Origin of the sequence: Stenotrophomonas sp. AR029, assembly GCF_047520695.2 — a bacterium.
GTDB classification, from domain to species: Bacteria; Pseudomonadota; Gammaproteobacteria; order Xanthomonadales; family Xanthomonadaceae; genus Stenotrophomonas; species Stenotrophomonas sepilia.
Window position 1 is genome coordinate 1,255,960 of the sequence record NZ_JAXBQQ020000001.1, and the last position, 17,712, is coordinate 1,273,671.

The following is a 17,712-nucleotide window of genomic DNA, read 5'->3' on the forward strand; positions in this document are numbered from 1 at the left end:
GCGTGGGCTGGTTCGATGCCTTGCGCAGGCCGCGTGCGGAAGATCCGCGCGCGGCCCTGGTTGATCCGATCGAGCAGGCGTTGCGCGTGCTGGGTTGGGTCGAAGGCGTCGTGGGTCCGCCGCGCGCAGTGGACTCACCCTTCGGCATTGACGAAATGCCGTTCGAGCACTGGCTGGCGCAGGTGTTCCTGCCGCGCCTGCACGAAGCCCGCGCCGATGGCCAATGGCCACCGCGCAGTGACGTGGCGGTCGCAGCGTACCGCAACCTGGACGGCCAGCCTGGTGTCGAACCGCTGCTGCGCCTGCTGTCGCAGCTGGATGAGTTGATCAACACACGTGACGGCTGACGCCGGCACGCAGGAGAGTTCCATGGAACGTATTGAACACCGCGCCTGTTTCGGCGGTTGGCAGGATGTTTACCGCCATCGTTCGACCACGCTGGGCTGCGACATGCAGTTCGCCGTGTACCTGCCGCCGCAGGCGGAAACGCAGAAGCTGCCGGTGCTGTATTGGCTGAGCGGGCTGACCTGCACCGAGCAGAATTTCATCACCAAGGCCGGTGCGCAGCGCTATGCAGCCGAGCACGGCGTAATCATCGTCGCGCCGGATACCAGCCCGCGCGGTGATGACGTGGCCGATGCCGAGGGCTATGACCTGGGCAAGGGGGCGGGGTTCTACCTCAACGCCACCCGTGCACCGTGGGCGAAGCACTACCGCATGCATGACTATGTGGCGCAGGAACTGCCGGCGCTGATCGAGGCGAACTTCCCGGTCACCGGGGCGCGTGGCATCAGCGGCCACTCGATGGGTGGCCATGGTGCGCTGGTGATCGCGCTGCGCAACCCGGGGCGCTACCGCAGTGTGTCGGCGTTCTCGCCGATCGTCGCGCCCAGCCACGTACCGTGGGGGCAGAAGGCGTTCACGGCTTATCTGGGCGACAACCCAGCCGACTGGGCGCAGTGGGACGCGTGTGCGTTGCTGGCGACGGCCAGCGAGCGCCTGCCGTTGCTGGTCGACCAGGGCGAGGCGGACGAGTTCCTGCAGACCCAGCTGCAGCCGCAGCGCCTGCAGGAGGCCTGCGCCGCAGCCGGCCATCCGCTGACCCTGCGCCTGCAGCCGGGCTACGACCACAGCTACTATTTCATCGCCAGCTTCATCGGCGAGCACGTCGCCCACCACGCTCGCGCCCTGCACGCCTGAGGGCTTTCCGGTAGTGCCGGCCGCTGGCCGGCAACCCGCAGCCCTGCAATTCCCTGGGATTGCCGGCCAGCGGACGGCACTACCATGGTGATGCACGCGGAGTGTCGTTTTGCCGCAGTGGATCACGCCGCTGTGGCGTGCCGGCGCGCTATCGTGCGCTCAGACGGCCTTGCGGATCGGGGGGATGCATGCCGGTAGTGCTGGCGCTGCTGTACGTGCTCTGCCATGGGCTGGCCGTGGCGTTCTGGCCGAGCCCGGCGGGCGTGGGCTCTTTCCTGTTCCTGACCGGCGCACCGCTGCTGGCCGCCGCCGCGTGCCTGGTGCGGGCGCAACGTGACCGCGCCGCTCTGGGCTGGCGTTCTACCGCGATGGCACTGCTGCTGTGGGCCGGTGGCATGACGTTCAACATGGTGGATGCGCTGGGCGCCGGCCGGGCTGACTTCACCCCACGCGTCAGCCTGTTGTTGTACGTGCTGTATGGCGTGCCGCTGGTGTTCATCCTGGCCCGGGCACGCCGCGAGCGCCCGAGCATCAGCCTGATCGATGCGGCGATGGCGGCGCTGCTGGGTGTGCTGTTCTTCGTGCACACCGCATCGTTCGCCGCCCGTGTCGAGGTCGACGCCCATGCCATGTCCAACATGCAGCGCATGTTCGACATCCAGAACCTGTGTATCGCCGCGTTCGCCGTGGTGCGATGGCTGGCCGGCGACGTGCCCGAACGGCGCAGGTTCTTCCGTGCACTGGCGTTGTACGCACTGGCCTATCTGCTGGTGGCCTACTACATCAACCACTACACCTCCGATGATGCATTCGGTGCGTTCAACGACCTGCTGATCGACGTACCTTTTCTGCTGATCGCCTGCATGGCGCTGGACACGGCGCCGGACACAGGCACCACGGCACACCCGCGGCTGGCGAGGACGGTGCAGGCCGCCGGTCCGATCATCCTGCCGTTGCTGCTGCTGGTGGTCGGCACGCTGGTGGTCGATCATGCGCGGCCGTTGGCCGTCGCGGGCTTCGTCGTAGCCACCCTTGGTTTCGGCCTGCGCAGCGTCCTGCTGCAGACCGATCTGCTGGAGCGTCAGGCGGCGCTGGATCAACTGGCGCGGCAGGATGGCCTCACCGGCGTGGCCAATCGCCGCGAGTTCGACGCGCGGCTGACCTCCGAGTGGAATCGCGCGCGGCGCAGCGGCACCGAGCTGGGCCTGCTGCTGGTGGATATTGACCACTTCAAGGCCTTCAACGACCGGCACGGCCATCCGGCCGGTGATCGTTGCCTGCAGGCGGTGGCCGGGGTGCTGAAGGGCGTCGCAGGTCGCGGCAGTGACAGCGTTGCGCGTTATGGCGGTGAAGAATTCGCTGTCATCGTGCCTGGAAGCCCACTGTCGGGCGTGCTGGCGCTGGCCGAGCGCCTGCGCGAAGCGGTCGAAGCGCTGCCATTGCCGGAAGGCCCGGTCAGCATCAGCGTCGGCGTGGGCTACCTGCACCCACCGGCGCTGGCCAGTGCCGACCAGCTGCTGGCCGATGCCGATGCCGGCCTGTATGCCGCAAAGCGTGCCGGCCGCAACCGGGTGGTCCTGCATGCGCGCGTGCTGGATGACGAGGGCAACGCGCACGGCACCATGGACTGTTGAGCGGACCAGCCCATGGCGTGCCGCCCATCCAGGGACATCGCACTGGGTAGTGCCGGCCGGTGGCCGGCATCTCCTCGGTTGCCGGCCAGCGGCCGGCACTACCACGGCGTGGCCTCAACGCACGTCGCGCAGTTCCCAGTGGTGGCCGGCCAGCAGGCGCAGGCGCTGCTTGAACACGTCACTGTCGATACGGGTGGTGGCGACCAGGTTGATGCGCAGGTCCTTCTGCTCGCCGGTCACGGTGGCGTCCGGATCGGTCACGCCCCACTGCGGTTCCACCGCATCCGGGTCGGGTTGCTTGGCCTTCCACCGTTCGAACAGCGTGCCGCTGCGCAGGGCGTCCTGCAGCTCTTCGGCGAAACCGGCGGCGCCCTGCGAATGGAAGGACAGGTCAGGGTCGTTGCCGCGGGCCTTGGACGGGTCGGGCAGGCTGATGTGGTACTGCGCAGGCATGAAGTTCTCCTTGAAGTGCGGCTAGGCTGGCACAACCACGGTGGAATCGGTGTGCAGATTCGCGCCGCGTCGGGGCATCACTCGAACCGATGTGGCCCATCGGCAAAGCCCACGGTGACCGCGCCCTTGCCGACATTGACCATGCCGGTCAGGCTCATCACCGATTCGTACACGGTCACGCCATGGCCGGCGCAGACCTCCTTCATCTGTACATAGCCGGGCAGGCTGCGCAGCTCATCCAGCTCACCGCCGTAGCTGACGCATACCGTCGGCGTCATCAGCCCGGCACGTACGCGCTGGCCGACCACCGCGAACAGCTTCTGCACGGCGCTGTCGAAGCCCTTGATCTTGGCGACCGGCCCGGTTTCGCCGCGGTAGCCGTGCAGCACCGGCTTGATGTCCAGTGCGCTGCCCAGCGCCGCACTGAGCAGGCCGACGCTGCGGTCGCCCTTGTGCCGGGCGCGCGCACGCATGTAGTACAGATCACGGGTGACCATGTAGCCGTGCACGTTGCCAGCCAGTTCTTCCAGCCGTTCGCGGATCTGCTGCACGCTGGCACCAGTGTCACGCAGGCGAACCGCCTCCACTGCGGTCACGGCCTGCGCAGCGAACAGGTTCTGGGTATCGAGCACGCGCAGGGCGAACGGCGAGTTGTAGCCCGCTGCCTGCCGCACCGGCTTGTAATCGTTGAGGATGGCGAAGCTGGCCTGCAGCGCATTGTCGTGGATCGGGCTGCGGGTCTTGGTGATGGTCATGCAGAACACGTGGTCGTAATCGATCACCAGCTGCTGCAGGAACAGGTCGCGGATCTGGTTGACACTGAAGGGGATGGTCTCCGCCTCGGCACCGTGCTCGGCCACGTGTGCATGCAGGAAACTCAGCGTGGCCTGCTCATCGCGATGATCGGCCAGAACCGCTTCACCGATTCGTACGGTGATCGGCAGCAGCACGATGTTGTGCTCGGCAATGAAGTCCTGCGGCAGGTCGCAGGCCGAGTCGACGACGATTCCGATGCGCATCCGCGGCTCCCCCTCCAGGGCGGTTGTAGGTTCGGAAACGTGAAATCTATCTCAAATTCTGGCGTGGCGCGCGAGGGAAACGCGCCAGGCCCTGTTCAGCGACTGCGCTGCACGGCCACCGGAAGTTCGGCCAGGCGCTGCCATTCGGGCTGCTGCAGCAGGGCGGGATCGGCCAGCACGGCGGCCATCAACGGATGGGCGTCGTTGCCCCAGAACAGTTCGTCATCGATGGCCAGGGTCGGTACGCCGAACACGCCGGCAGCAATGGCGGCCTCGGTGTTCCTCCGCAGCTGCTCCTTGACCGCGGGGGCCGCGGTGGCGCTGGCGACATCCTCGATCCCCAGCCGCGCAGCCGGTTCGCGCAGGGCCTCGGCGCTATCGGCGGCATTGCCGTCGCGCCAGATCCAGTCGAACAGCACGTCTACCGCCTGCACGCTGCCACCGGCGGCCAGGCACAGCCGCAGGGCAGACAACGGGTTGAACGGGTGGCCCGGCGGGAACCGCAGCGGTGTTCCTTCGGCCTGCGCAGTCCACAGCAGCTGGCGGTACATGAAGCGGCGCTTGGCCGGAATCTCGGCCGGCCCGAGGTTGCCCAGGTGATGCAGCACGGCACCGAAGGCGATCGGCACGGTCTGGATCCGTGCGAACTGGGGCAGCTGCTTCAGCTTCTGCCAGTGCAGGTAGGAATAGGGCGAGACGAAGTCGAAGTACCAGCGCAGGGTGGCCATGCGGGTTTCCTTGGATAACTGGAGGTCAGGGCTGCGCGTTGCGCTGCAGGTAGCGGTCGCGCAGTTCGGTCTGGCGCGAGCGCATCGGCATCGCCCGGCCGCCCAGCCAGACCTGTTCGGCATAGTGCGCCACGTCCAGCGGGTCGCCCTCCCACAGCACCAGGTCGGCACGCTTGCCCGGCTCGATGCTGCCGATCTGGTCGGCCACGCCGAACGCCTGCGCCGGCACCCGGGTCAGGCCGGCCAGGCCGTCGGCCCAGGGCAAACCGTTGGCCACGGCATTGCCGGCCAGCTGGCGCATCTTGCGGGCGTTGTGCGAGGCGTCGCCTCGCTGCACGAACGAGACCGCCACGCCGGAACGCTGCAGGCGTGCCGCATTTTCCAGCGTGGCACCGATCTGGTCGAAGCTGGCCGGCAGGTTGGACAACACATCGACGAACACCGGTACCTGTGCGGCGGCCAGCTCCGGCGCCAGCTGCCAGGCTTCGCTGCCTCCGGCGATGGCGATCTTCACCTTTTCGCGGACGGCCCAGCGCAGCAGCTGGCGGATGTCCGCCGCGCGGTCCACCTCTACCACGATGCGGCCCTGGCCGGCCAGGTAGCGGCCCAGCGTGCGGCGCCCGGCCGGCGTCAGCAGCGCATGCGGTGAGTCCGCGGCAACCTGGCCACGCGCCTCGTCCACCATCTGCTGCAGCAGCATCCATTGCGCCGCACGCGAATGCCCGGTCAGCTCCACTGCGGCCGACCCCAGGCGCAGGAACAGCGCGCGCGGCCCGAGGGGATCGGCGCTGCCGTCCAGCCGCATCACGCCACCCTGGCCTGCAACGAAGCCGCCACCGGTGGCCGCCCCCAGGGCGGTGAAGCCGATGCCGTCCAGGCGCGCCACCGGGATCAGCACCGAGGCCGGGTTGTACGCCAGGGTGACATCGAACTCGGGGCGCAACGGTTGTTCGCCGATCTTCAACGTGCTGTCGACCGTGCTCGCTTCACCGGAGACCTCTTCGATGCCGATCTCGGTGATGCCCCCGAACAGCGCCGGTGTCAGCGGACGGCCATCGGCCTCGACCACGCTGGCCCCGGCCGGGGCGGACAGCCCGCTGCCGACGGCGCGGATGATCCCGCCCTGCACCAGCACATCGGCGTGCTGCAGGCTGCCGCGCGCGCTGGCCGTATGTACGGTCGCGTTGCGCACCAGCAGGTCCTGCGCCTGCACGGATGCGGAGAGGCAGGCCAGCACCATGACCGTAGCGCCGAGCCATGCCCGGCGACGCTTGTTCAACGCGCCCATCAGTGCACCTCCTGGCCAAGCTGGAAGTCGGAACGTGGCGTGGCCGCAGGTGCGCTGCGGTCGTACAGGCGGCGGCCGTCGATGAAGACCTGCTCGGCCAGCGCGTACGAGCTGAAGGGGTTGCCGTTCCACACCACCACGTCGGCCATCTTGCCGGCCTCCAGGGTGCCGGTCTGGCCTTCAATCCCCAGCGCCCTGGCGGCGTTGGCGGTCATCCAGGTGATGGCGTGTTCGGGGGGGATCTCCGGCATGCGTGCGCGGCGCGCGGCGGCGATCACCTTGGCCGCTTCCTGGTTCAGGCGCTGGATGCCTTCGGGGGAGTCGGAATGGACGATGGCGCAGCTGTTCTTCGGCCGATCGACCAGTGCGATGTTCTCCGGAATGCCGTCGAAGGCTTCCATCTTGAAGCCCCACCAGTCGGCCCACAGCGCGCCGCAGACGCCGTCGGCGGCCAGCCGGTCGGCCAGCTTGTAGGCCTCCACGCCGTGGTGGAAGGCGGCCACCTTGAAGCCGAATTCCTTGGCCAGGTCGAGCATGGTGGCCATCTCGTCGGCGCGGTAGCAATGGATATGCACGCGGATGTCGCCCTCGATCGCACCGGCCAGCGTGTCCAGCTTGAGATCGCGCTTGCCGCCGGCATCACCGGCGCTGTCGCCCTTGTCGCTGCCGAACCAGCCCTTGCGCTTGGCCGGCTTCGGTTTGTTCTTGGCGATGTAGTCGGCGGCATCGATGAAGGCGGCGCGGTAACCGGCAACGTTGCCCATCCGCGTGGCCGGAGCGACGCCCTTGCCTCCGCCGTAGACCCGCTTCGGGTTCTCGCCGCAGGCCATTTTCAGCCCCCACGGCGCGCCGGGGAACTTCATCGCCTGGTAGGTGATGGCGGGGACGTTCTTCAGGGTCACACCACGACCACCGACCAGGTTGGCTGAGCCCGGCAGCACCTGCATGCTGGTCACGCCGCCGGCCAGTGCGGTGGCGAAACCCGGGTCCTGCGGCCACACCGAGTGCTCGGCCCAGACGTTGGCGGTGACCGGCGCGGTCATCTCGTTGCCGTCGCTGTGCGCGCCGACGCCCGGGCTGGGGTACACGCCCAGGTGCGAGTGCACGTCGATCAGGCCCGGTGTGACCCACTTGCCCTGCGCATCGATGCGGGTGACACCAGCATCGGCCTGCAACTGGCGGCCGACGGCAACGATGCGGCCCTCGCGCAGCAGCACGTCGGCGTTGTCCAGGCGCTGGCCGGTGCCGGTCAGCACGGTCGCGTTCTGGATCAGCACCGGTGCATCGGGGTGTGCCTGGTAGGTGCTGGGGTAGGGATCGGCGACGAAGCGCGAGGCGCCCACCGCCGGTGCCGTGCTCAATGAAAGCAGCGCCAGTGCCACCCCGGTGCGCAACAACGTCGATGCCATGCAGTTCCCCTCACCAGAAACATGAATCCACGGACGCTAGCCGGGGCCGATGTGGCTTGCCAAGTGACCTTGGACAGGGGCGTGGGGGGGGGGGGGGTAGGAATTTTCTGATGGAGGATTTGTGAAGGAAATATTAACGTTGGATGAAGCAATGGGCTGATTACGTCTTGCGCTGACCTGTATCACCAGCTTACGCACCTGCTCCAACGACGGAGCCGGGCCCGTACCTTTCATGGAATCAAGGACGCAACCGATGACTGCTGCAAAGCTCCGCCGTTCGACCGTTTCGCGCCGTTCCTTCCTGCCCTCGCCGCTGGCGTCGGCCATTGTCGGTTCCTTGCTGGTGGCCACCGCACTGCCGGTCCTGGCCCAGGACAGTGACGACGCCCTGGCCCGTTACCAGCTGCAGCGCAGCCTGCAGTCGGCGTTCGCCGCGCAAGGCGGAGTGAGCGCCTCCGCTCCCGCGATGATCGCTCCCTCGGTAGCGATTCCGGTGGCGGCGCTGGCTCCCAGCGTCAATGCTTCCGCGGAGCCGGTCATGGGCAGGCCCGGCGATGCTGCGAGCTGGCGTACCAGTGAATTCGAACTGGACTGGGGCCTGGCTGCGATCAATGCCGACGTGGCCTATGCGCGCGGGCTGACCGGTGCCGGCATCCGCCTGGGCGTGTTCGACAGTGGCACGGGTCTGGACCATCCGGAATTCGCCGGCAAGGACAACCGCAGCGTCCGCATCGCCGATCTGATGGCTGACGGCACGCGCTGCACCAACACCACCGCAGTGCGTGGGCCGGCGGCCTGCTTCGCCAGTGATGGCGATGACGTCCAGATCAGCTATGTCGGGTACAACGCCAACGTGCCCGACAACATCCGCAGGATCATCGAGTCGGGCCCCTATGTGCAGCCGGGGATGCAGTTCGAGATCCATGGTACGCACGTTGCCGGCACCATCGCGGCGAACCGGGACGGAAGCGGCATGCACGGTGTGTCCTTCGGTTCGGACCTGACCGTTGGCCGGCTGTTCTCCGACAGCATCCGCGAGTGGCAGCGTACGGCGACTGGCTACTCGGTCGTGACGCTGGGCGCGATCGGCCCGAAAGTCAGCGCCTTCCAGGACCTGTATGCCCAGATGAACGCGCAGGGCGTGCGTGCCATCAACCATAGCTGGGGCCTGGTCACGGAACCGACGACAGCGACGGACATGGACGCGATCTACAACGACCCGGACGACCGCCAGTACCTGAACACCTTTGCCGACGGATCGCGTGCGCGCGGGATGATCCAGGTGTGGGCGGCCGGCAATACCAGTTCGCTCATTCCGACGCCGGCGCAGAGCCCCATCGCCGGCCTCTACGCCACGCTGCCGCGCGCATTCGCCGACATCGAGCCGTACTGGTTGAGCGTGGTCAACGTCGGTACCAACCTGACCCTGAGCAATCGCTCCAACAAGTGCGGCCTGAGTGCCAACTGGTGCCTTGCCGCACCGGGTTCGGACATCGTATCGACCGCCTATGGTGATGATTCCAGCCTGGCCGGCAGCGTCGGCATCGACGCCAACGGCAATGTCAGCCTGGACATCCAGCAGCGCGTGCCTACCTATGGCTATGCACTGCTGAGTGGAACCTCCATGGCCGCGCCCCACGTCACCGGCGCGCTGGGCCTGCTGTTTGAACGCTTCCCCTATCTGGACAGCGCTCAGGTGCGCGATGTGCTGCTGACCACGACCACGGATCTGGGTGCGCCCGGCATCGACGACATCTACGGTTGGGGCCTGTTGAACCTGGCCAAGGCCGTCGAGGGTTACGGTTCGCTGCGCGTGGACACCAATGTGGTGATGAACCAGCGTGCCGGTGGCCTGAAAGTGTGGGAAGGCGATGCCTGGGACAACTGGACCAACGACATCGGCGGCCCCGGCAAGCTGACCAAGAGCGGCATCGGCTGGCTGCGCTTGAGCGGCGACAACAGCTTCAACGGTGCGCTGGTGCGCGAGGGCGTGCTGGAACTGGATGGCGTCAATACGCTCACCGGAGCGGTGGACGTGGCCGGCGGTAGCTTCCTGCTCAATGGCACGTTGAAGAACACTGCGCTGAACAGTCAGGGGGGCTCCAGCCATATCAACGCACGCGGTGTGCTGGATGGCTCCGACCTGAACGTCAACGGTGGCGTGGTCATCTTCGACGGTGTGCAGCGCGGCGCCCACACCTCGGTGGCCGCGCAGGGGACGTTCGAATTGAACGGAAGGCTGGAAAACAGCGCGTTGACCAGCCTGGGCAACAGTCGTGTGAATGCAGGCGGGGTACTCGCAGGCTCCGATCTGACCGTCAACGGTGGCGTGCTGTCGTTCAACGGCACGCAGAGCGGTGGTCACACCCTCGTTGGCCGCAACGGCACGCTGAAGGGCATCGGCCAGCTGGGCGATACCACCGTGGCCGGTATCGTTGCACCGGGCAACTCGATCGGCACGCTGACCATCAACGGCGACTACGTGCAGACCGCCACCGGTGTGTACCAGGCCGAGCTGGCCCCGGGCGGGCACAGTGACCAGTTGCGCGTCACCGGTACCGCCACCCTGGGCGGCACCCTGATCGCCCTGCCGGAAGCGGGCACCTATTACCTGGGTGAGCAGTTCAACTTCATCCGTGCCGACGGCGGAATCCGTGGCCAGTTCGCCACCACCGACTTCAGTGCGTTCTCGCCGTTCCTGAAATTCGGGCTGTCCTATGGCACCGGTGGCGCGCGCATTGAAGTCACCCGTGGCAATCCGCTCGCCAGTGCCGCCAGTACCGACAACCAGCGCGCGGTGGCCACTGTGGCCGACCGGCTGGCGGTCAACCAGGGCCTGCCGCGCCCACTGACCCTGCTGTTCCCTCAACAGGTAGGCGCTGCACTGGACGGCCTCAGCGGCGAGCTGCATGCGGCCACCGCGATGGCCCTGGTCGAGGGCAGCCGCTACGTGCGTGATGCCGCACTGTCGCGCCGCGTCGGTGCACGCGCGCCGGGAGCAGACGGCGACGCCGCCACGGGGGTCTGGGTACAGGCCATCGGTGGCAGCACCACGCTGGACGGCAATGGCAACACCGCACGCACCGAAGCCAACAGCAGCGGCCTGCTGGTAGGCGTGGACCGCGAGATCAACGGCTGGCAGGTGGGCATGCTGGCCGGTACCGGCCGTACCGATGCCAAGCAGCAGGAAGGACGCCGTGCGCGTGCCAAGGTCGACAATACGCACCTGGGGGCCTATGCCAGTCACGACTGGGGCGCCTTCGGCCTGCGGGGTGGCCTGGCCTGGAGCGAGCATGAGGTGAAGAGCACCCGCGAGCTGGCCTTCTCCGGTTACAGCGATACGCTGGCGGCACGCTATGACGGCCGCACCCGCCAGGCGTTCGTCGAGGCGAGCTATCGCTTCGGCGGCCCCGAGGCGGGGCTGGAACCTTACCTGCAGCTCGCACGTGTGGAAGTGGACATGAAGCGCGTCAACGAACGCGGCGGCGCGGCTGCACTGCAGGGTGAGGTGGACGATCTCCGTATCACCGTGGCCACGGCCGGCCTGCGTTTTGACAAGGGCCTGAAGGCTTCGTTCCAGCAGGACAGCTGGCTGCACCTGCGCGGTGGCGTCGGGTACCGCCATGCCAGCGGGGATCGCGACCCGGCGGCCCGCTTCGCCTTTGCCACCGGCAGCGACAGCTTCGTGGTCAGCGGTGCCCCGATGGCTGACAGGACGGTGGTGGCCGAACTGGGGCTGTCGGCATGGTTGACCGCACGCCAGCAGCTGGAGCTGGGCTATAGCGGCCAGTATGGCGACGAAAGCCGTGACCACAGTGCCAACCTGCGCTGGTCGGTGCGCTTCTAAGCCGCCGGTTACCGCAGGTAAACCAGGAGGGCGGCCGCAGGGCCGCCCTTCTTCGTTGCCGACCCAGGTGTGGGTTGGCCCGTGCACGCCTACAATGGCGGCCCCCACGCCGTACCGGACCGCCCATGAAGAGCAAGCAGGAAATCGTCGACAACTGGCTGCCGCGCTACACCGGCGTGCCGCTGGACCAGTTCGGCCAGCACATCCTGCTGACCAACTTCGGCGGCTACCTGCACACCTTTTCCGAGCTGACCGGTGCGCCCATCATCGGCCTGGACCGGCCGATGGCCAGTGCCACCATCGACGGCATCACCATGATCAACTTCGGCATGGGCAGCCCCAATGCCGCGATCATCATGGACCTGCTGTCGGCAGTGATGCCCAAGGCGGTACTGTTCCTGGGCAAGTGCGGTGGCCTCAAGCGCAAGAACCAGCTGGGTGACCTGGTGCTGCCGATCGCGGCGATCCGCGGCGAGGGTACGTCGGGCGACTACCTGCCGCCGGAAGTGCCAGCCTTGCCGGCGTTTGCGCTGCAGCGTGCAGTCTCGACCATGATCCGCGACCTCGGCCACGACTACTGGACCGGCACTGTCTACACCACCAACCGCCGGGTCTGGGAGCACGACGAGGCCTTCAAGGAGCGGCTGCGGGCGATGCGCTGCATGGCCATCGACATGGAAACCGCCACCGTGTTCGCAGCCGGTTTCGCCAACCACATTCCCAGTGGCGCGCTGCTGCTGGTCTCGGACCAGCCGATGATCCCCGACGGGGTCAAGACCGAGGCCTCCGATGCCAAGGTCAGCTCCCAGTTCGTGGAAAACCATATCCAGATCGGTATCGAGGCGCTTAAGCTTATCCGGCGCAACGGCAAGTCGGTCCGCCACCTGCGCTTCGACGAATGATGATGATGGCCTGGCGCGGCGCGCCGGCCCTGGGGAGTAGGTGATGGACGTTGCCGCGCAAGTGGTGGATTTCTGGAAAGAAGCGGGCCCTGCGAAGTGGTTCGCCCGCGACGATGCGTTCGACGCGCAGTTCCGCCAGTTGTTCCTGGATGAGCATTTCGCCGCCGCTTCGCGTGGGCGTGAACACTGGCTGGGCAGTGCCGAGGGCGCACTGGCGCTGATGCTGCTGCTGGACCAGTTCCCGCGCAACTGCTTCCGCGGTACTGCCCATTCCTATGCTACCGATGGCCTGGCCCGGCACTACGCCATGCGCGCCATCGAGGAAGGCTTGGACCTGCAGCTGGTGCCGAAGCTGCGCGCCTTCATCTACCTGCCGTTCGAGCACTCCGAGGACCCGTTGGACCAGGACCGTTCGGTGGCGATGTTCGATGTGCTGGGCGACAAGGAATACCTGCAGTACGCCGAGCTGCACCGCGACATCATCCGCCGCTTCGGCCGTTTCCCGCACCGCAACGCCGTGCTGGGGCGCATTCCCTCGCCGGAAGAACTGGACTACCTGGCCGAAGGCGGATTCGCCGGCTGAAAAAAGGGGACGGAGGGGATTAAGTCGTTTGTGGCATAAACGACTTAATCCCCTCCGTCCCCTTTTTTTTCGGGGGCCAGATCCGCTTCCCGCAGGAAAGGGCGCTGACCCCGCGCCGTCAATCAGTACTTCGGCACGCCGTTGTCGACGTCTTCCGACCAGGCGTTGATGCCGCCGGTCACGTTGAACACCTTGGTGAAGCCCAGGGCGCGGAACTGCTCGGCAGCCTGCGCGCTGCGGCCACCGTGGTGGCACATGAAGGCCAGTGCGGTGTCCTTCGGCAGGGCTTCCAGCGCGGCGCGGCCGTTGCCGTCGAAGGTCTTGAACGGTACGCCCACAGCGGCGATTTCACGTTCGTCGGCCGGGCGCACGTCCACCAGGGTGATGTTGCCGGCACGCACCAGGTCGTCGGCATCGCGCACGCTGATTTCCTGCACCGGCTTGGGCGCATTCGGATTGTCGATGGCCAGGCCCTTGCCGCGGATGTCGTCCACCCAGTCGATGGTGATGCCGTTGGCGCGACGGGCGCTGGCCAGGTCGAACTGCACGCGCAGGCCATTGGACTCGGCAGCGATGGCGCCTTCGTCGTGCGGGGCCAGCTGGAAGTTCGGCTGGAAGCCGGCGTCGATGGTCAGCTGCAGGGCCGCGCCCGGGGCGTCGGCCAGCGCGCCCTTGAGCATTTCCACGGCCGCCGGGGTGACGGTGATGCTCGGCGGGGTACGGTCCGGTGCCGGCAGCCCCAGCACGCTGCTCAGCTCGCCGCTGGCGGCCATCTGCAGCACGATGTCGCTGCCGCCGACCAGTTCGCCGTCGATGTACAGCTGCGGGATGGTCGGCCAGTCGCCATAGGCCTTGATGCCTTCACGGATTTCCTGGTCGGCCAGCACGTTGACGTGGGCGAACTCGACACCCAGGTCCTGCAGGGCGCCCACGGCCTTGGCCGAGAAACCGCACTGCGGCATCGACGGCTGGCCCTTCATGAACAGCACGACGCGGTTGGCGTTGAGGATGGATTCGATGCGCGAACGCAGGGCGGGATCGAGGGACATGGACGTCGGGGTTCCGGGAATTCGAACCATCGATTCTACCCCTCATGGCATCATGGGGGATGAGCAACGCAGGAACATTGCATCGCATTCCGACCCGGCCCTGGCGCTGGCTGCCCTGGCTGGTGGCGTCGCAGCTGCTGGTGATCCTGGTCTGGGCCCTGGCGGGCTGGCACTGGGGGGTGCCGCTGATGGTGGCCAGCCACGCACTGTTCTTGGTGCCGGTGTTCCTGCCCAACAGTCGCTTCTATGCGCCGGTGCTGAGCCGGTTGCCGGATGCCGGCAACAGCGTCTGGCTGACCATTGATGACGGTCCTGGCCCGGAAACCCGTGCCGTCCTCGACCTGCTGGACCGCCACCAGGCCCATGCCACCTTTTTCCTGGTGGGCGAGCGCGCGCTGGCGCAGCCGGAACTGGTGCAGGAGATCCTGCGCCGCGGCCACGACCTGGGCAACCACAGCCACAGCCATCCGCAGGCGCGCTTCTGGCGGCTGGGCCCGGCGGCGATGCGCGCCGAGATCGAGGGCTGCCAGCACGCGCTGCAGGCGGTAAGCGGTCGCCCGGTGCGCTGGTACCGCTCGGTGGTGGGCATGACCAATCCGTTCGTGGCGCCGGTGCTGCAGCGGCTGGGCCTGGTCCGGGTCGGCTGGAGCGCGCGCGGCTTCGACGGCATCGGTTGCACGGCGCAGGGGGTGCTCGACCGCCTGCTGCCGGATCTGCGACCGGGGGCCATCGTGCTGCTGCATGAGGGGGCCGCCCACGGCCACAACCTGGCGATCATTGAGGGCGTGCTGAAGGCACTGGACGAGCGCGGGCTGAAAGCGCGGCTGCCGGTCCCGTAACGCCGGCCCTGGTGATGTAGAGCAGCCGGGCATGGGCTCGGCTCTACAAGGGGGCGCTGCTGTAGCGCCCGAGCCGATGCTCGGGCGGCGGTGTGAAGCACCGGAAAAACGTCGCAGCGCGGCTCTACAGCGCGGGGCGTTCGGCCACCAGCAACCAGCTGTTGAATGGCGTGCGCCCATGCAGGGGACGCGGCGCCGTCACCTGCAATCCGGCCTCGGCCAGTGTCGCTTGCAGCACGTGCGGGTCGGGGTAGTGGCGCGGCCGCGTGCCCATCCAGCCGACCAGCCAGGCCAACCGGTCCGCCACCCGCGTGGTGCGGTCGCGACCATCGCCGGTGGCCAGCGGCGTGCGCAGCAGCAGGCGGCCGCCGGCGGCCACCCGCGCGCTGGCCGCACGCAGCAATGCCAGTTGTGGGCCCGCGTCCAGGTACTGCAGCACATCCAGCAACAGGACGTGTCCAGGCTGCGCCGGCAGTGGCGCCTGCACGTCCAGGCAGTCGAAGCGCACAGCGTGCAGGCCGGCGGCGGCACGCTGGGCACGGGTGATCTTGCCGGCATCCACGTCCACGCCGAGGTAGGGGTGGGTGCCGCTGCGCTGGCGCAGCACGTGGGCGAACAGGCCCAGCCCGCACCCCAGGTCCAGTAAGGGTTGCCCGTCGTCGGGCAGATGCTGCAGCACGCCGTCATACAGCGGGTCGCTGCCGAGCTTGCCGCGGGTGTAGTAGTAGTCGCGGCGGCTGCCCCAGGCCCGTGCCGGGCGGAACGCTTCGGCGATCGCGCGGGCCTGCGGGGCGGTCAGCGGTGTGCAGGGCAGGGGCGGGCCGTTCCGTGGCGTACCATCCATCGTGTCAGTCCGTGCCACCGAGCAGGTGTGCGGCGACCGGCAGCGCGCGCGCGCTCCACAGTGCGTACATCCGCGCCGACGGGTGCAGGCCGTCTTCGGCGATCATTGCCGGGTTGTCACCCTGGTCACGGCTGATGTCGGTGATGTCGACGAAGGCCACGTCCTGCTGGGTGCTGATCACCTCGGCCGCTGCGTTGAACTCGTCGGTCTCGATCTCGATGGTGGCCAGGTCGCGGCCGCTGCCGGCACCGAACGGCGTCGCGCCCCAGTCGGGGAAGGACAGCACCAGCACACGCCCGGGGCGGCCCCCGGCAAAGCCGATCGCCCGCTGAAGCAGGGCCTGGAACTGTACGCGGTACTCGTCCAGCGGCCGGCCGCGGTACTGGTTGTTGACGCCGATCAGCAGGCTGACGAAATCGAACGGACCCTGGGGTGCGGCCGCATCGATGCCGGCGTCCAGCTCGTCGGTGGTCCAGCCGGTGGTGGCGATGGTCTGAGGGTCGGCCAGCGCCACATCCTGCGCACGCAGGGCGGCGGCCAGCTGGTGCGGCCAGCGGCCTTCGACGGCAACGGCTTCTCCGACGGTGTACGAGTCGCCCAGCGCCAGGTAGGACAGCGCCACCGCTCAGGCCACCGAACGGCGCGGCTTCAGCGGCACGACCTTGGTCGCGTCCTCGGCACGCCGGGCCAGCACGCGGTCGATGCGGGCGAACACATCGCGCATCACCGAGGCTTCCGGCAACAGGGTCACGCGGAAATGATGGCGGTAGGGCACGTTGAAGCTGGAACCCGGTACCACCAGCACGCCTTCGTTGTTCATCAGGTCCAGCGCGAAGTTGTGGTCGTCAAAGCCCTTGGCAGCGGCACCGACCACGGCCGGGAACGCATACAGCGCACCGGCTGGCGCGACCAGCGACAGGTGCTCGCTGGCTTCGCAGGCGTCGATCACCGCACGGCGGGTTTCATACAGGCGGCCACCCGGGGTGCACAGTTCGGAGATGGTGTCCGGGCCGTTCACTGCGGCCTCGATGGCGTACTGGCCCGGTACGTTGGCGCACAGGCGCAGCGCGCCCAGCAGGTCCAGCGCGGCGCGGAAGTCGCCCAGGCGCGCGTCGTCGCCGCTGAGGTGGGCCCAGCCCACGCGCCAGCCGCAGGCACGGTGCACCTTGCTCAGGCCGCTGAAGGTCAGGCACGGATGGTCGCCGGCCAGCGGCGCGACCGGCTGGAACACCGCATCGTCGTACAGGATCTGGTCGTAGATCTCATCGACCAGCAACAGCAGGTTGTGGCGTCGTGCGATCTCGACCACGCGCTCCAGCAGTTCACGCGGGTAGCTGGCGCCGCTGGGGTTGTTCGGGTTGATCAGCACGATGGCGCGGGTGCGTGACGACACCAGCGTCTCGATCTCGCTCGGGTCCGGCTGGAAGCCGTTTTCGGCGGCGCAGCGGTAGTACACCGGTCGGCCATCGTTGAGGATGGTGGAGGCCGACCACAGCGGGTAGTCCGGCGACGGCACCAGCACCTCATCGCCCGGATTGAGCAGTGCGCGCAGCGACAGGTCGATCAGCTCGCTGACACCGTTGCCGACGAACACGCGGTCCGGGTGTGCATCCGGTGCGCCGCGGCGGACGTAGTAATCGGCGATGGCTTCACGCGCCACCGGCAGGCCCTGCTGGTGGGTGTACGGGTCGGTGCGGCCCATGTCGTCGGCGATCGCGCGCTGCAGGTGCTCGGGTGCGCGGAAACCGAAGTTGCCCGGGTTGCCGATGTTGAGCTTGATCAGCTTGCGGCCCTGCGCCTCCAGCTCCCGCGCTCGCCGGGCCAGTTCTCCGCGGATCTCGTAGCGCACTTCGGAAAGGCGCTCGCGGATGGCCAGGGGCTTGGGCGAAAGGGTGGACATGGGGGCTGGGCCGTCAA

Annotated in this window: 16 protein-coding genes; 7 read left to right on the plus strand and 9 right to left on the minus strand. The window is 67.8% G+C overall.

The window, feature by feature from the left end:
• Positions 1-2 precede the first annotated feature (2 nt).
• The 3 genes from ACM0PB_RS05905 to ACM0PB_RS05915 all read left to right on the plus strand — a co-directional run bounded on the left by ACM0PB_RS05905 (position 3) and on the right by ACM0PB_RS05915 (position 2,834).
• A complete protein-coding gene (locus ACM0PB_RS05905) occupies positions 3-347 on the plus strand; it encodes a YqcC family protein (protein WP_005419244.1) in 345 nt (114 codons plus the stop codon).
• Between the two features lie 22 nt (positions 348-369).
• On the plus strand, positions 370-1,200 hold the full coding sequence (gene fghA, locus ACM0PB_RS05910; RefSeq protein ID WP_005419242.1) for an S-formylglutathione hydrolase: 831 nt from the start codon (positions 370-372) through the stop codon (positions 1,198-1,200).
• Positions 1,201-1,388: 188 nt separating this feature from the next.
• Positions 1,389-2,834: a GGDEF domain-containing protein gene (locus tag ACM0PB_RS05915; protein ID WP_065196463.1), complete on the plus strand. Its 1,446-nt coding sequence runs from the start codon at positions 1,389-1,391 to the stop codon at positions 2,832-2,834.
• Between the two features lie 114 nt (positions 2,835-2,948).
• Here ACM0PB_RS05915 and ACM0PB_RS05920 read toward each other — a convergent pair whose 3' ends face one another.
• From ACM0PB_RS05920 to ACM0PB_RS05940, 5 genes are all read right to left on the minus strand, one after another.
• Complete coding sequence (locus tag ACM0PB_RS05920; RefSeq protein WP_006469105.1) at positions 2,949-3,287, minus strand: hypothetical protein; 339 nt, start codon at positions 3,285-3,287, stop codon at positions 2,949-2,951.
• A gap of 77 nt (positions 3,288-3,364) precedes the next feature.
• Complete coding sequence (locus tag ACM0PB_RS05925; protein WP_005419233.1) at positions 3,365-4,306, minus strand: DegV family protein; 942 nt, start codon at positions 4,304-4,306, stop codon at positions 3,365-3,367.
• Between the two features lie 95 nt (positions 4,307-4,401).
• Complete coding sequence (locus ACM0PB_RS05930) at positions 4,402-5,034, minus strand: 2-hydroxychromene-2-carboxylate isomerase (protein WP_065185376.1); 633 nt, start codon at positions 5,032-5,034, stop codon at positions 4,402-4,404.
• A 25-nt stretch (positions 5,035-5,059) separates the two neighbouring features.
• Entirely contained in the window at positions 5,060-6,322 is a 1,263-nt protein-coding gene (locus ACM0PB_RS05935) for an amidohydrolase family protein (protein WP_065196462.1), read from the minus strand.
• A complete protein-coding gene (locus ACM0PB_RS05940) occupies positions 6,322-7,731 on the minus strand; it encodes an amidohydrolase (protein ID WP_065185374.1) in 1,410 nt (469 codons plus the stop codon). The genes ACM0PB_RS05935 and ACM0PB_RS05940 overlap by 1 nt, the downstream gene beginning before the upstream one ends.
• Positions 7,732-7,984: 253 nt before the next feature.
• Between ACM0PB_RS05940 and ACM0PB_RS05945 the strand changes: the two genes are divergently transcribed.
• The 3 genes from ACM0PB_RS05945 to ACM0PB_RS05955 all read left to right on the plus strand — a co-directional run bounded on the left by ACM0PB_RS05945 (position 7,985) and on the right by ACM0PB_RS05955 (position 13,063).
• Complete coding sequence (locus ACM0PB_RS05945; protein WP_414604680.1) at positions 7,985-11,578, plus strand: autotransporter domain-containing protein; 3,594 nt, start codon at positions 7,985-7,987, stop codon at positions 11,576-11,578.
• 125 nt (positions 11,579-11,703) lie between these two features.
• Complete coding sequence (locus ACM0PB_RS05950; protein ID WP_049415280.1) at positions 11,704-12,480, plus strand: AMP nucleosidase; 777 nt, start codon at positions 11,704-11,706, stop codon at positions 12,478-12,480.
• 43 nt (positions 12,481-12,523) lie between these two features.
• A complete protein-coding gene (locus tag ACM0PB_RS05955) occupies positions 12,524-13,063 on the plus strand; it encodes a DUF924 family protein (protein WP_005419210.1) in 540 nt (179 codons plus the stop codon).
• Positions 13,064-13,185: 122 nt separating this feature from the next.
• Here the strand turns inward: ACM0PB_RS05955 and grxD are convergent, their stop codons facing one another.
• Entirely contained in the window at positions 13,186-14,112 is a 927-nt protein-coding gene (grxD, locus tag ACM0PB_RS05960; protein ID WP_065185372.1) for a Grx4 family monothiol glutaredoxin, read from the minus strand.
• Positions 14,113-14,171: 59 nt separating this feature from the next.
• On the opposite strand from grxD, the gene ACM0PB_RS05965 reads away from it, so the two are divergent.
• Positions 14,172-14,951 carry a polysaccharide deacetylase family protein gene (locus ACM0PB_RS05965; protein ID WP_065196458.1) on the plus strand — a complete coding sequence of 260 codons (780 nt, stop codon included), beginning with the start codon at positions 14,172-14,174 and terminating at the stop codon, positions 14,949-14,951.
• 124 nt (positions 14,952-15,075) lie between these two features.
• Here ACM0PB_RS05965 and ACM0PB_RS05970 read toward each other — a convergent pair whose 3' ends face one another.
• Genes ACM0PB_RS05970 through ACM0PB_RS05980 form a run of 3 tightly spaced genes read right to left on the minus strand, consistent with a single transcriptional unit; the run spans position 15,076 to position 17,695 of the window.
• The gene (locus ACM0PB_RS05970) at positions 15,076-15,795 is read right to left on the minus strand and encodes a methyltransferase domain-containing protein (protein ID WP_005419203.1); all 720 of its coding nucleotides are present in this window, start codon (positions 15,793-15,795) and stop codon (positions 15,076-15,078) included.
• A 4-nt stretch (positions 15,796-15,799) separates the two neighbouring features.
• On the minus strand, positions 15,800-16,417 hold the full coding sequence (locus ACM0PB_RS05975; RefSeq protein WP_005419202.1) for an SGNH/GDSL hydrolase family protein: 618 nt from the start codon (positions 16,415-16,417) through the stop codon (positions 15,800-15,802).
• 3 nt (positions 16,418-16,420) lie between these two features.
• Positions 16,421-17,695: a pyridoxal phosphate-dependent aminotransferase gene (locus ACM0PB_RS05980; RefSeq protein ID WP_065185367.1), complete on the minus strand. Its 1,275-nt coding sequence runs from the start codon at positions 17,693-17,695 to the stop codon at positions 16,421-16,423.
• Positions 17,696-17,712 lie beyond the last annotated feature (17 nt).

What these genes read in the sequence shown, in the direction of transcription:
- fghA (WP_005419242.1), top strand. Translation starts at nt 370, where the DNA reads ATGGAACGTATTGAACACCGCGCCTGTTTCGGCGGTTGGCAGGATGTT.
- ACM0PB_RS05945 (WP_414604680.1), top strand. Translation starts at nt 7,985, where the DNA reads ATGACTGCTGCAAAGCTCCGCCGTTCGACCGTTTCGCGCCGTTCCTTC.
- ACM0PB_RS05955 (WP_005419210.1), top strand. Translation starts at nt 12,524, where the DNA reads ATGGACGTTGCCGCGCAAGTGGTGGATTTCTGGAAAGAAGCGGGCCCT.
- ACM0PB_RS05935 (WP_065196462.1), bottom strand. Translation starts at nt 6,322, where the DNA reads ATGGGCGCGTTGAACAAGCGTCGCCGGGCATGGCTCGGCGCTACGGTC.
- ACM0PB_RS05965 (WP_065196458.1), top strand. Translation starts at nt 14,172, where the DNA reads ATGAGCAACGCAGGAACATTGCATCGCATTCCGACCCGGCCCTGGCGC.
- ACM0PB_RS05940 (WP_065185374.1), bottom strand. Translation starts at nt 7,731, where the DNA reads ATGGCATCGACGTTGTTGCGCACCGGGGTGGCACTGGCGCTGCTTTCA.
- ACM0PB_RS05925 (WP_005419233.1), bottom strand. Translation starts at nt 4,306, where the DNA reads ATGCGCATCGGAATCGTCGTCGACTCGGCCTGCGACCTGCCGCAGGAC.
- ACM0PB_RS05920 (WP_006469105.1), bottom strand. Translation starts at nt 3,287, where the DNA reads ATGCCTGCGCAGTACCACATCAGCCTGCCCGACCCGTCCAAGGCCCGC.
- ACM0PB_RS05930 (WP_065185376.1), bottom strand. Translation starts at nt 5,034, where the DNA reads ATGGCCACCCTGCGCTGGTACTTCGACTTCGTCTCGCCCTATTCCTAC.
- ACM0PB_RS05980 (WP_065185367.1), bottom strand. Translation starts at nt 17,695, where the DNA reads ATGTCCACCCTTTCGCCCAAGCCCCTGGCCATCCGCGAGCGCCTTTCC.
- ACM0PB_RS05970 (WP_005419203.1), bottom strand. Translation starts at nt 15,795, where the DNA reads ATGGATGGTACGCCACGGAACGGCCCGCCCCTGCCCTGCACACCGCTG.
- ACM0PB_RS05915 (WP_065196463.1), top strand. Translation starts at nt 1,389, where the DNA reads ATGCCGGTAGTGCTGGCGCTGCTGTACGTGCTCTGCCATGGGCTGGCC.
- ACM0PB_RS05950 (WP_049415280.1), top strand. Translation starts at nt 11,704, where the DNA reads ATGAAGAGCAAGCAGGAAATCGTCGACAACTGGCTGCCGCGCTACACC.
- grxD (WP_065185372.1), bottom strand. Translation starts at nt 14,112, where the DNA reads ATGTCCCTCGATCCCGCCCTGCGTTCGCGCATCGAATCCATCCTCAAC.